General features: G+C 45.6%; 9 protein-coding genes, 1 pseudogene and 1 CRISPR repeat array. Of the genes and pseudogenes, 4 read left to right on the top strand and 6 right to left on the bottom strand.

From position 1 onward, the window contains the following. Window positions 1-15: 15 nt before the first annotated feature. Window positions 16-996: direct repeats of the CRISPR family, unit length 37 nt; unit sequence GTTTCCGTCCCCTTGCGGGGAATTGGTAGGGTCTGAC. Window positions 997-1,371: 375 nt separating this feature from the next. Then, entirely contained in the window at window positions 1,372-2,115 is a 744-nt protein-coding gene (locus N39L_RS21305) for a sirohydrochlorin chelatase (protein WP_014276310.1), read from the bottom strand. A 17-nt stretch (window positions 2,116-2,132) separates the two neighbouring features. Beyond that, on the bottom strand, window positions 2,133-2,342 hold the full coding sequence (locus N39L_RS21300) for a hypothetical protein (RefSeq protein ID WP_014276309.1): 210 nt from the start codon (window positions 2,340-2,342) through the stop codon (window positions 2,133-2,135). Between the two features lie 268 nt (window positions 2,343-2,610). On the opposite strand from N39L_RS21300, the pseudogene N39L_RS21295 reads away from it, so the two are divergent. Beyond that, a pseudogene (locus tag N39L_RS21295) lies at window positions 2,611-2,745 on the top strand (4-alpha-glucanotransferase); the annotation flags it as partial. A 129-nt stretch (window positions 2,746-2,874) separates the two neighbouring features. Here the strand turns inward: N39L_RS21295 and N39L_RS21290 are convergent. After that, entirely contained in the window at window positions 2,875-3,687 is an 813-nt protein-coding gene (locus tag N39L_RS21290; protein ID WP_006617559.1) for a hypothetical protein, read from the bottom strand. Window positions 3,688-4,002: 315 nt separating this feature from the next. Between N39L_RS21290 and malQ the strand changes: the two genes are divergently transcribed. Next, a complete protein-coding gene (gene malQ / locus N39L_RS21285) occupies window positions 4,003-5,514 on the top strand; it encodes a 4-alpha-glucanotransferase (RefSeq protein WP_014276308.1) in 1,512 nt (503 codons plus the stop codon). Window positions 5,515-5,587: 73 nt separating this feature from the next. Here malQ and N39L_RS21280 read toward each other — a convergent pair whose 3' ends face one another. The 3 genes from N39L_RS21280 to N39L_RS21270 all read right to left on the bottom strand — a co-directional run bounded on the left by N39L_RS21280 (window position 5,588) and on the right by N39L_RS21270 (window position 8,744). Continuing rightward, window positions 5,588-6,499, bottom strand: coding sequence for a UTP--glucose-1-phosphate uridylyltransferase (locus tag N39L_RS21280; RefSeq protein WP_006617557.1), 912 nt, complete (start codon window positions 6,497-6,499; stop codon window positions 5,588-5,590). An 85-nt stretch (window positions 6,500-6,584) separates the two neighbouring features. Next, entirely contained in the window at window positions 6,585-8,546 is a 1,962-nt protein-coding gene (gene speA / locus N39L_RS21275) for a biosynthetic arginine decarboxylase (protein WP_014276307.1), read from the bottom strand. A 30-nt stretch (window positions 8,547-8,576) separates the two neighbouring features. After that, entirely contained in the window at window positions 8,577-8,744 is a 168-nt protein-coding gene (locus tag N39L_RS21270; protein WP_157888720.1) for a hypothetical protein, read from the bottom strand. Between the two features lie 281 nt (window positions 8,745-9,025). Here N39L_RS21270 and N39L_RS21265 point away from each other — a divergent pair, with 281 nt between their 5' ends. Both N39L_RS21265 and N39L_RS21260 read left to right on the top strand, forming a co-directional pair. Continuing rightward, window positions 9,026-10,948: an ATP-binding protein gene (locus N39L_RS21265; protein ID WP_014276305.1), complete on the top strand. Its 1,923-nt coding sequence runs from the start codon at window positions 9,026-9,028 to the stop codon at window positions 10,946-10,948. Next, window positions 10,945-13,134: a WD40 repeat domain-containing protein gene (locus N39L_RS21260; RefSeq protein WP_014276304.1), complete on the top strand. Its 2,190-nt coding sequence runs from the start codon at window positions 10,945-10,947 to the stop codon at window positions 13,132-13,134. The genes N39L_RS21265 and N39L_RS21260 overlap by 4 nt, the downstream gene beginning before the upstream one ends. The last annotated feature ends 23 nt before the right edge of the window (window positions 13,135-13,157 follow it).

The following is a 13,157-nucleotide window of genomic DNA, read 5'->3' as shown; positions in this document are numbered from 1 at the left end:
GAGATTAGCACTGATTGTTTCCGTCCCCTTGCGGGGAATTGGTAGGGTCTGACTTTTGTCTCCAGTTGGGAAGAACGGAATAATCCGAGGAAAAGTTTCCGTCCCCTTGCGGGGAATTGGTAGGGTCTGACTGGCACAGCACATACAAAAGGGGTATGCTTGGATGCCATCCCTGTTTCCGTCCCCTTGCGGGGAATTGGTAGGGTCTGACCCTTTTGTAGTCCCTAAAGACGAAGCTGTCTATGTGTGCCATGAAGTTTCCGTCCCCTTGCGGGGAATTGGTAGGGTCTGACCGGAGGGGACACTCTCCAGTATATGGGGGGACTTTAAAGAGTTCAGTTTCCGTCCCCTTGCGGGGAATTGGTAGGGTCTGACCCTTTAGAACACCCTGTGATAAAGGCGCTTAAACACGAAAGTTTCCGTCCCCTTGCGGGGAATTGGTAGGGTCTGACTTGCCCTATACAACGGCACTGAGCCCGTGCTGTGGTTTCCGTCCCCTTGCGGGGAATTGGTAGGGTCTGACCCTCGAAAGAGGAAAAGATGAGGGAACTCGCTGAGAAGCGCGGGTTTCCGTCCCCTTGCGGGGAATTGGTAGGGTCTGACAACTTACTAGCAACACCTCGTAGCTTGGTAGTTGAAATCGAGTTTCCGTCCCCTTGCGGGGAATTGGTAGGGTCTGACGGCGGGGTATTAGCAGTCGCGATTACCCCAGACGGAAGTTTCCGTCCCCTTGCGGGGAATTGGTAGGGTCTGACCACGGAAACAACCAGCGAGAACGAGGATGGCGAAGTCCTCGTTCGTTTCCGTCCCCTTGCGGGGAATTGGTAGGGTCTGACGGCCCCTATCTTCCCCTTCAGTGGGGACAGAGGCATCATCTTGTTTCCGTCCCCTTGCGGGGAATTGGTAGGGTCTGACCTACTCCGCTCTGGCCAGAAGGAGTCCCGACAATTTCCCGAAGCGTTTCCGTCCCCTTGCGGGGAATTGGTAGGGTCTGACCCTATGCCTTTGGAAACGTTGCAGTATGGGGTTTTCAAGGTGCGTTTGCGCGAGCATACCTAGAAGGTGCTTAACAAAACTTTACAGGCTGTTTTTGTCGAAGCAAATTCCTTTGTTTTCACTGAAATTAATACTATCAGAGAGAGCGCCAGAGTGTCAACCCCCAAAAACAAAAACTTTTCTGTTGTTGGCTCCAGTTTACTTGAACGATCGCCAAATTAAAACTCGCGCGAGGTTATGAGAATCTGTAACATTACTTTACACAAGCCCAAACACTTACCCCGAAACCAACAGAGATATTGGGGAGGGTCGATCGCCTCAAAAAACCCCAATAATTATGAGAATCACCCCCCACCCGAGCAGGGGGAAGATATCTTAGAGGTAAGATTTCGCCCAAGTACAAATCAAATCCCCCAGGTGTGTGCTGTGGTCTAGGGGAGGCGTGAGGTGTAGTTGGCTATGGGGGAACCTGTCGCCAAGATTGGCCACCACATCCGCGATCGCATCAGTAGTGCGACCCGAAAACAGAAAATAAGGTAAAATCCCAATCCTGTCATATCCAGCTTCCAGCAACTCCTCAACCCGTGACTCCACATGGGGAGGAACAGACCAATAAGCTACAGCAGCCTTGATTTTATCAGCTATATCAGCGATCGCCTCATTTCCACCCGCGCGGCGACTCCCATGGGAAAGCAGAACCCAAGCATCAACATAGTAACCCCTCTTGAGAGCCTCTAGTAGTCGCGCCAACTGGTTAACCTCCCTTCCCAGATAAGGTTGGAGTTCAAGCTGTATCTCCCTTCCCAGGAATTTTTGCGCCAATTCCACCTCCGTGGGGATATCTTCGCGCACATGAACCCCAGGTAACAGAAACAGCGGCAGAATTTGGACTCGATTAATCCCTAAACTCAGGCTATACTTAGCGAATTGTTGAATTTGTACAGATAGGGGAGTCGGACCTAACTCCAACACCGCACTCCCCACCAAAGAATCAGTTAAACCATTCCAACCCTTTTCAACCTTCAGGCGATCGCTTAACTGTTGTGCTAACCTATTTACAACCAATTGAGGGCGGCGATCGCGACTACCGTGGGACACAAGCAAAACAGTGGATAACACGGGCTACTAATTAAACTTCAGTCAATTAGTTTAACCCATCCCCGGCGCACATTGTAGAGTAAGCGGTTAATAATCGCTTGTTCATCCTCCGTGATGGTTTCTTTGAGGAGGATAGCTTTCAACTTTTGGCGGTCTTCAGTCGTCACCACACTGGAAAACATCACTTGACCAAACATTTCCTCAAGGGAACCATTAGAATTGGTCATGCTGTTATAGTAGCTGCTCATCTCCCTAACCTCAATGCTCCACTATATATATATCTTCCCTCAAGTGGCTGATTTTTTCTGTGATTATACAGACGACTACATATGAGTTGGATCACCTGAACAGGTGATCCCCATCGCTCTTAGTTGTGATTTGCATCAACCGTGCTGGGGGATACCCTCTATTATACCCCACAATTCATTTAAGTTTAACCGAGGCAATAATCCCCCCAAAAAGGCGATCGCTTTGTGATATAAATAGAAGCGGTTTCTACGGGAATATATATTAATTATGCACCTTGAACGAGCCAGCGGTATCTTATTACACCCCACCAGCTTCCCTAGTCGCTTTGGTATTGGTGACTTAGGACGTGCCGCTTATGAGTTTATCGATTTCCTAGAACGTAGTGACCAGAAAGTTTGGCAATACTATCTCAAAGCCCCTCTCCCCCCTAGGATTCGGATTTAGGGTGAGGGTAATGTTTTCAGAAAGTGGCTTCTAAGCTAGAAAGCCACCTCTGTAGTATAGGGGGTATTCCTAACACAGGTTTTTTCCCTATAATCTCCAGGTCAGTTGGCGACGAAAACTAAAGCTAATTAACCGCCAACGAACTCCACTATTTCGGAGTGTTTTGATTCTGACAAAATAACCTGCTAGTAATCGCAGTATGCCTTTAATGCGGGCTTTAGCGCGTATCAGTTGGGCATTATATGCCTGGGTATATAATGGCTCAAAGGCTATTTCTCCCCAGAGAACATCGGCTTGATGACCAGGACTTAAACCATGTTTGCGGTGTTCAGGGTTAGCCAAACCTCCGTGTTCTCCGTAATTGCGGAAAGGAATAAAGTTTTGCAAATTATGAGAGCGCAAAAATGTATCTATTTCCGAATCCCAAGTAGAATAAGTTTTTCCCTGAGTTTTTTCGGTGATTTTCTCGGAAAATTTAATGAGAATTTCTGCGGCTTTGGGGCTGACAATATAAGCTACCATACCGGTTGAAAAACCTTCGGCATATCCTTCTGGAGAGACCCAATATACTTGAGGGCTGCAAGTATAAATCCAGGTAATTCCGAGATTAGGCAATTCCTTATCAAAAGGTAAAGGCAGTTGTCCAAATTCTAAAACCGGAACAAAATCCGCTTCCACAATTAAACTAGGCTGGCTCTGCTGAGTCGCTATTTCCCAAGCCTGACGGTGGTTGAGCATACACCTATAACTTGGAGAAAATTGTTGATATTCTGGCTTATCTTCTTGGCGAATAACTAGACATTCAAATCCTTCTTTGGTCAAGTATTCTTCTAATTTTTGGGTAGGCTCTTTATAAGCAATAATCAAAACTTGACTCAGAGTATCAACTAAACTATTCATATTCGCTATTACCTAAAGTAAGTGGCTTGACATGAGAACATCCGTCCACAAGAGACTTCAGCAGCCGTGGCGATCGCCATAAGCGTTTCATCATATTTCCGCCCTCATGGCTAGTAAAAGACCCCGATTTTTCGCCCCTACCCATGTTGTACACTGTGGGGACACAAAATCCAAGTTCTCCCTGGTGGGTTTTCCTGTTCAGGAGTTGGGTAAAAACTATATCGGTCAGCTTTTTTGGTCATGTTATACATGGTAGATCCAGCATCATTTGTGTGATATAAATAAAAGTGGTTTCTACGGGAATATATATTAATTATGCACCTTGAACGAGCCAGCGGTATCTTATTACACCCCACCAGCTTCCCTAGTCGCTTTGGTATTGGTGACTTAGGACGTGCCGCTTATGAGTTTATCGATTTCCTAGAACGTAGTGGCCAGAAAATTTGGCAAATTCTGCCTCTCGGTCCGACAGGTTACGAGCATTCCCCCTACATTATGAACTTTAGCACTTTCGCGGGAAATCCTCTGTTGATTTCTCTCGATCGCCTAGCCGAAGAAGGGTTACTCAATAGCCGGGAATTGCTACCCTTACCAGATAACCATAATCCTCAGCGCGTTGACTTTCCTAGGGTAATTCCTCATAAAGGACAATACCTCAAACAAGCCTTTGATTCCTTCTGGGAGTCCCTACAATCACAACCTAACCATCGTTTCGAGGAGTTTTGTCAACAAAAAGCCTCCTGGCTCAATGATTACGCCCTATTTATGGCACTCCTAGAGCAGAACGACGGTAAAGATTGGAATCAGTGGGAACCGGCGATCGCCCGCCGAGAGCCCCAAGCCTTGCAAGCCAAAACCGAAGAACTCCATGTTCAGATTATATACCATAAGTTTCTGCAATTCAAGTTTTTTGAACAATGGAGCCAACTGCGACGCTACGCCAACAATAAAGGCATTAAAATTATTGGTGATATCTCCATTTATGTATGCTATAACAGTGCTGATGTCTGGTTTGCGCCTAACAACTTTCAACTGCACCCAGAAACCCTTAATCCTGCCTATATTGCCGGAGTACCCCCCGACTATTTTAGTGCCACCGGACAACTTTGGGGGAATCCCGTTTATGATTGGGATGAATTAAAACGCACTAATTATGCTTGGTGGATTGAAAGATTCCGCGCTACCTTGGAATATGTAGATTTAGTCCGGGTTGACCATTTCCGAGGCTTTGAAGCCTATTGGCGAGTTCCCTATGGGGAAACTTCCGCTTTGAATGGGGAGTGGGTAACAGCGCCCGGTGCGGAGTTCTTTGAGAGTCTCGGTCAACAGTTAGGAAGTTTACCGGTTTTAGCGGAAGATTTAGGAATCATTACCCCAGAGGTGGAAGAGTTACGCGATCGCTTTGAGTTTCCCGGAATGAAAATCCTCATGTTTGCATTTGGGGAAGATTCTAACCATCCTTATTTACCCCATAATTATACCCGCAATAGCATTGTTTACACCGGAACCCATGACAATGATACCACTGTCGGTTGGTGGCAAACCATGACCCCAGAAATTCGTCAGCACGTAGCTGGATATTTAGGTTATGCTTTCCCAGAAGCCATTGAGGACATTAATTGGGCTTTAATTCGGTTAGCCCTAAGTTCCATTGCTGACCTAGCCATTTTCCCGTTTCAAGACCTGCTAGGATTAGATAATAGGGGGAGAATGAATGACCCTAGCACCAATGCCGGAAATTGGCGGTGGCGCTATGAAAGTTCCACATTGTTAACCCATCCTTTGTGCGATCGCCTGCGCTATTTAACCCAAATGTATAGCCGCTAAATCCCCCTTTTTTTTGAGGGAAGGTTGGGGAGGGAAACTGATAAACCCCCCCTGATTAAATCGGCTGTACTCCCTAGGATTTAGTCTTGATATTGCGGAATTCTACCAGAGTCTTAAAATAGGTTTCTGGTAGACCCGTATCAAAACAGCGACCTTGGACAAGATACCCAGTAATTTGTTCTTTTTCTAGGAGAGTTTGCCAACAGGAAGTCAGTTGATATTCTCCCTTTTCCCGGACATCACGGCGGATATTGTCGGCTAAGAAGTCAAAGATTTTCGGTTCAATGATATACAGCCCAAATATAGTCAAAAACCGATCCCATTCCAGTCCGGGAACTCGCATATTTGTCCGCGCATAATTGAGAGTTGGCTTCTCATAGATTTCCGTCAGGTCAAATAAATAATCAGAATCTTTAACCGGAGTTCCGGCTACACAACCATAGTGCTGAATGCGATCGCCGGGAGTAATTCGCACACCGATAACACTCTGTTGAACTTTCTCATAAACCTCCAACAATTGACGGGCGCAGTTTACCTCCAAATCGGAAGCATAAACATGGTCACCCAATAGTAACATAAAAGGCTCATCATGCACCCAGGGGGCGGCACAAAAAACCGCATGACCGAATCCTTCTTGTTGTTCCTGGGTTAAAATAGTAATCCGTTCCCCCAAGGTTTGTAAATAGTGGCTATAGTCTCGACTACTGGGGGACAATTTCCGCCAAAATTCCGGTTTAGGAGACCCTTGGAAATAGTCCTCAAATAAGGAGCGATCGCCCGATTGAACAATAATTCCGACCTCTTCAATTCCAGCATTAATAGCCTCTTCCACGACCACCTGAATCACAGGTTTAGCAATTCCCTCAGCATCAACTATAGGGAAAAACTCTTTTTTAATCATTTTCGAGGCTGGGAACATCCGAGTACCAAATCCTGCGGCTGTGATGACAGCTTTGCGAACCCGTCGATTTTCTTGTGCTTTCATAGTCTCAAATTATCCCCTTTAGGGAAACCTGTATATTTTAACTTATTTTATGCTGAAATTGGGGTAATTCCGTAAAATTTGAGCATCAGTGAGAGGTCAAATAGGTATATTGGGTCAAACTGCGTTCATAGTTTTGTAGGAGAAGCTGAGATTCTTCGATGGTAATTTTTTGGGACTGAAGGGCTTGTTCAGTTTGGCGGCGGATACTTTCCACCAAATCCTCACTGTCATATTGTACATAACCCAAAACCTCATTCATAGTGTCCCCTTTGATGACATATTCCACCGCATAACCTTGAGGATTGAGTTTAATATGAACTACATGGGTATCGCCAAATAAGTTATGTAAATTCCCCATAATTTCCTGATATGCGCCCGCCAAAAACATCCCCAAATAGTAGGGTTGTGAGGGGGTGAGGGGGTGCAATTCTAAAATAGGTTTAGATTCTCCCCAATTGATAAAGCTGTCAATTTTACCATCACTATCACAGGTTAAATCTGCCAAGGTCGCCCTCTGAGTCGGTTCTTCATTCAGACGATGAATCGGCATAATCGGAAAAAGTTGGTCAATAGCCCAGGAGTCCGGCGCAGACTTAAACACGGACAGATTTACATAGTATATAGAAGCCATAATCTGCTCAAGATTTTTCAAGTCATCAGGGATGGTTTCCAAACCCCGAAGAATGTCGCGGATTTGATGACAGCAAGCCCAATATAATTGTTCAGCTTTGGCGCGATCGCGTAAATTCAAGTAGCCGAAATTAAATACACTAATCGCCTCCCCTTTAAACTGGATCGCGTCGTGATAGGCTTCTTGGTAATTCTCAGGATTAATAGATTGATAGGTTTCGGCTAAATTCCTGAGAATCAAATGATCATCATCATTAATAGTAGGGGGATTTTCGGCTGTGGGTTCACTACTTCCTAGGATATCAAAAACCAAGATAGACTGATGAGAAGCGATCGCCCTACCACTTTCACTAATCAAAACCGGCGCATTAACTTTTCCCTCCTCGCAGGCTTCCTTAACTTCAGCGACAATATCATTAGCATAATTTTGCATATTGTAGTTTTTAGAAGCCGGGGCGTTACTTTTAGAGCCATCATAATCGACTCCCAAACCGCCGCCCACATCGAGATATTGCATATTAGCGCCTAATTTAGCCAGTTCCACATAAATTTGACTAGCCTCTCGAATGGCATCTTTAATAGCACTAATAGAGGATATTTGTGAGCCAATATGAAAGTGTAGGAGTTGCAAACAATCTAACATTCCCAAACCTTGGAGGCGATCGCATACCTGGATAATTTCAGGAATAGTTAAACCAAACTTAGCGCGATCGCCCGTCGAACCTCCCCAACGTCCTACACCTCGGCTTCCCAATTTCGCCCGCACTCCTAAAGTCGGTTGTATACCCAGATTTTGACTAGCTGCTATGGCTAATTCCACTTCTTCCAACTGTTCCATGACGATAATAGTTTTACGTCCCAACCGTTGGGCTAACATGGCAGTTTCGATATATTTTTGGTCTTTATAACCATTACAAATTAGTAGAGAGCCGGGAGTAGTCAGACAAGCCAAAGCAATCAATAATTCTGGCTTAGAACCCGCTTCTAATCCCAATTGATAAGGTTCACCGAAGCGCACCAAATCCTCAATTAGATGACGTTCTTGGTTACATTTAACCGGATATACTCCCCGATAAACTCCGGGATAGTTATAGCGGGCGATCGCCTTAGAAAAACAAGCATTTAGGCGCTCAATGCGGTCTTCCAGGATATCAGGAAAGCGGATCAATAAAGGTAGCCCCAAATTCCGTTTTTTCAGAGACTCCACCAACTCATATAAATCAATAGACCCACCGCGATCGCCTTGAGGGGAGACCGTGATATTACCCGCAGCATTAATAGAAAAGTAAGGTTCACCCCAACCCTGAATGCGGTAGAGTTTCTCGCTATCTTCAATGGTCCAAGTTCGCACCTGGTCAGATACCCCATGATCAGAAACCGGGTCAGAAGTAGAAGGGGTCAGGGGTTGTAATTTCATAATCGCGAATTTCCTTACTGTTACGGTCTATCAGACAGTGTAGCTTGACAAGTCGGAGATCAGGGTCGAAACCAGATCGAGGTCGATAGTGCTTTCTGGTCGCCATTGTATCCTCAAATATAGGATCGGTGTTGGTGTGGCGATCGCTTGTAATTGTGACTCAGAGGTTAGTTCACCCAGATGATCACGGAAGGGCATAATCTGATACAATATGGCATCAAAGTCTGTGGCATAATCAGAGATGGCTCAAGAATATAACTATCAAGATATTCTTGAAAATATGGGTTCAAAATACATCACAGAGTATTGTTGTGAAAATCTATCCTAGGAGAGTGGCCTAGGATCAGGGTCAAAAGTGAAAATAAGTTTATGTATTGCTGCTATCTCTAAAATTCAGCCTACCATAGACTCTATCCTAGTTATATCCTCGGAATTGCCTAGAGGTTTGCTCGGTTAACATCACTAGCATATACAAAATTATGATCAACACCGTTAAGCAACACAAATTATTCCTAGAGGTGACAGCCTTACTGTCTGTAGGTTCCGTCGTTACAGGTTACACCAAAGCCGCTACCCCCTTGTACAGACATTTTACGGAACCTCTTGCTAACAGTATCACAGCCAGTAAATTGCTGGATTTTGCCAAAAAACTAGGGGAAACATCCCCGGGTTTGAGTAAGGAAAAATTAGCCAAATCTGTGGGAGGTGCGATCGCTTTAGGAATCTTGCAAATCTCCCAAAAACAATCCTATCAAAATATCGCCCCCGAATTAAAGAATTTAGCCAAAAATACTCAAAAATACTGGCTACAAATCGAACCCAGTAGTTCCCTAGATCCCGACTATCCAGCTATTGGTCAAGAGCATTTGCGTTATACATTAGCGGCTAACGGTTCAGATATTTTCTTAAAAACTCTGGATCTCGATAGTTGGCAATCTCTAATTACCTGGTTAATGGAACAGCATAAATCCCATTTACCTAAAGGTATTCACCATTACCAAGATGCCATCAATGCCATTAGTCAACATCTGCATAAACGGTTTGCCCATAATCTAGCAGAAATCTGGAAACAAGATGCTGCTAAAGGGGGGCAAGTTTTTCATGGTATGGTATTAGATTGGTTGCGAGATAGTCTAACCTCAGCCAATCAAATTGCGATTACTCAACAGGACATCCTGAAAATTTTAAAACAGTTAAACACAGGCTTGGATGACGAACTAGGAGCCATTCAGGAAGCCTTAGAACCTTATTTAGATCAGACACAAACGCTTTTTAAGATTTCGCCACAATGCGAAAGTATCATAGCTGATACAACGAAGGATTTTGTGGGGCGCACCCATGTTTTCCAAGAAATTCTGGAGTTTCTGCAAACAAAATCCCAAGGTTATTTTGTGTTAGAAGCAGATTCTGGTTATGGGAAAACCGCCATCCTCGCGCGTTTAGTCCAATTGTGTCAAGGTCATTGTCTCAGTTATTTTAACAGCAATTCTCTGGGAAAAGTTACGGCACGACAATTCTTAGAAAATATCTGCACGGCACTAATTAAAGGTTATCAACTGGACTATACCAGTTTACCAGAAAACGCCCTGCGAAATGGTAAAGTTTTGGCTGGGCTGTTGAAGGAAGCCAGCGAGAAGCTACCACGGGGGAAAAAGTTAGTGGTAGTTGTGGATGCTTTAAACGAGGTGGATTTATCTAGTCAAACACCGGGAAGTAATGTGCTTTACTTACCAGATAAACTGCCGGAGAATGTCTATTTTATCATCTCCAAACGTTCTAAACAACTGCCCTTGCCAGTAAGTGACCATCAAACCATCTGTAATTTAATGCAGTATCGGGCAGAAAGTGCTTGGGATGCTGGTCAATACACGAATAAGCGCCTGTCTAAAAGTCCCCTAATTCAAAAGTGGATGGCATCGCAAAAGTTAACAGCGGAACAGTTTTGTACTCAACTGGTCGCCAAAAGTGAAAATAACTTCATGTATTTGTGCTATGTGTTGAATGACATCCATAATGGGGTTTATGATGGTAAAAGTCTGGAGACTTTACCGATTGGTTTGTGGGGGTATTATCATCACCACTGGCAGATGATCAGGATTAATCATAAATCCTTACCTATGGCTCAAATTCGCGCCATTTATGTATTATCCAAAGTGCGCGAACCTGTTTCTCGTCGTTTGCTGGCGAAGTTGACGGGGGTAGAAGAGTCGGTGCTATCTAAAGTTCTGGAACAATGGGCTCAATTTTTGCAGGTGCAAATGATTGACAACGAAACTCGATACAGTATTTACCACGGGTCTTTTCATGATTTCCTGGAGAAGCAATCGGCTGATTCTGGTGTGAATCTTGAAGAGCTTAAACGTGGTATTGTGGAGAATTTAGCGAAGGGAGCGCCTTTATGACCCAAAAACTGACCCATTGGCTGACTGAACAGTTACCAGAAGACCGTCTCCATGTGTTACGACACCAACCTATTTATCTGGCGGAAATTAAGGATATAAAGCGCTTGGTTGATTGGTTAATGGATTTTGGCTTTTTGGAACAAAAGTTAGCCAATGTGGGGATCCGGGCGCTAATTGATGATTATGATTTGGCTTTATCTTTGGTGTCCCCAGGTCAGCAACGGGTTTTCCAATTGATTCAAAAGTCTTTGCTGATGTCTTCTCATATTTTGGAGGAAGATAACAGCCAGTTGGCGGAACAATTGCTGGGACGGCTATTATATTTCTCGGAACCGGGGATTAAAGACTTTATCGAACAGGTGAAACAATATCAGGAGCGGTCTTGGTTTTGTCCGCTGTTTCCCTGTTTTGATTCCCCTGATGGGGTGCTGATTCGGACTTTGGTGGGTCACGGAGACTCGGTTAATGCGGTGGCGATTACTCCTGATGGTAGGGCTGGTGTGTCGGCTTCGGGAGATACTACCCTAAAACTGTGGAATTTGAAGACGGGACGAGTGGTGCGATCGCTTCAGGGTCATACTTGTAGGGTCTTGGCTTTGGCGATTAGCCCTAGCGGTAAGCGGGCGATTTCCGGCTCCTATGATAATACCCTCAAAATGTGGGATTTGCGGACTGGCGAAGAGTTGCGAACTTTTGCGGGTCATGGGGATTGGGTGACGGCGGTGGCGATGACTCCAGACGGTAAACGGGCTCTGTCGGGTTCAAAAGATACTACTCTCAGGCTGTGGGATTTGGTGACAGGGGAGGAAATACGAACTTTTACGGGTCACGGGGATTTGGTGGCGGCGGTGGCGATTACTCCTGATGGTAAACGGGCTCTATCGGCTTCTTTTGATAAGACTTTGAAACTTTGGGATTTACAAACCGGGGAAGAGTTGCGAACTTTTGCGGGTCACGAGGGTTCAGTTTGGGCGTTGGCGATTACTCCTAATGGTAAACGGGCTCTGTCGGGGTCTTTTGACCAGACTCTTAAATTCTGGGATTTACAAACCGGGGAAGAGTTGCGAACTTTTGCGGGTCATGAGGATTCGGTTAATGCGGTGGCGATTACTCCAGACGGTGAAAGGGCTCTGTCTGGGTCTTTTGATAAGACTTTGAAACTTTGGGATTTACAAACCGGGGAAGAGTTGCGATCTTTTGCGGGTCATCGTCGTTGGGTTTGGGATGTGGCGATTACTCCAGACGGTAAGCAGGGGCTTTCGGGGTCTTTTGACCAGACTCTCAAACTTTGGGATTTGGCTACGGAAGAGGAGTTAGATTGTTTCCTCGGTCATAGTGATGCTATCTCTGCTGTAGCAATTACCCCTAATGATAGGTGGGCTCTGTCGGCTTCCTATGATGAAACTCTCAAGTTGTGGGATTTGCAGACGGGACAGGAGTTGCGCTGCTTTGTGGGTCACAGTGATTGGGTCAGGACGGTGGCGATTACCCCGGACGGTAAACGGGCTTTATCTGGGTCGGAGGATACTACTCTCAAGCTGTGGGATTTGGAGTCGGGACAGGAATTATTTTCTCTGACTGGTCATACTGACCCGGTTAGGGCGGTGGCGATTAGCTGTGATGGAAAGTGGGCGCTTTCGGGGTCGGAGGATAACACGCTTAAACTTTGGGATATGAGGACTCTCAAGGAAATTCGCTCGTTTATGGGTCATGATGATTCGGTTTCGGCTGTGGCGATTACTCCTGATGGTAGGTGGGGGCTTTCGGGGTCGGAGGATAACACCCTTAAACTCTGGGATTTACAAACTGGACTAGAAGTGCGATCGCTTGTCGGTCATCGCCGTTGGGTTGATGCGTTGGCGATTACCCCAGACGGTCAGCAGGCTCTGTCCGGGTCTTTTGACGATACCCTCAAGTTATGGGATTTGCTCACAGGACGAGAAGTGCGATCGCTTGTGGCTCATCGGCGATCGGTTAATGCTGTGGCTGTCACCCCAGACGGTAAGCGGGCTCTGTCCGGGTCTTTTGACGATACCCTCAAGTTATGGGATTTGAACACCGGAACCGTCCTCGCTAAGTTGATCACTTCTTCTTCTGTCCGATGCTGTGCGATCGCTTCTGATGGCTGTACCGTGGTCGCCGGTGATGGCGGCGGACAGATCTATTTTTTAACCATTCAGGGCTAGGGCTGAAACCTCCACCCCTCCCA

Source organism: Limnospira platensis NIES-39 (assembly GCF_026000695.1).
GTDB lineage: Bacteria > Cyanobacteriota > Cyanobacteriia > Cyanobacteriales > Microcoleaceae > Limnospira > Limnospira platensis.
Note: the sequence above shows the minus strand (reverse complement) of the source record. Positions and strands in the feature narration are given on the sequence as shown.

Coding starts and splice junctions, on each gene's coding strand:
- N39L_RS21300 (WP_014276309.1), bottom strand. CDS start 2,342: ATGAGCAGCTACTATAACAGCATGACCAATTCTAATGGTTCCCTTGAG.
- N39L_RS21260 (WP_014276304.1), top strand. CDS start 10,945: ATGACCCAAAAACTGACCCATTGGCTGACTGAACAGTTACCAGAAGAC.
- malQ (WP_014276308.1), top strand. CDS start 4,003: ATGCACCTTGAACGAGCCAGCGGTATCTTATTACACCCCACCAGCTTC.
- N39L_RS21290 (WP_006617559.1), bottom strand. CDS start 3,687: ATGAATAGTTTAGTTGATACTCTGAGTCAAGTTTTGATTATTGCTTAT.
- N39L_RS21270 (WP_157888720.1), bottom strand. CDS start 8,744: ATGCCCTTCCGTGATCATCTGGGTGAACTAACCTCTGAGTCACAATTA.
- speA (WP_014276307.1), bottom strand. CDS start 8,546: ATGAAATTACAACCCCTGACCCCTTCTACTTCTGACCCGGTTTCTGAT.
- N39L_RS21265 (WP_014276305.1), top strand. CDS start 9,026: ATGATCAACACCGTTAAGCAACACAAATTATTCCTAGAGGTGACAGCC.
- N39L_RS21280 (WP_006617557.1), bottom strand. CDS start 6,499: ATGAAAGCACAAGAAAATCGACGGGTTCGCAAAGCTGTCATCACAGCC.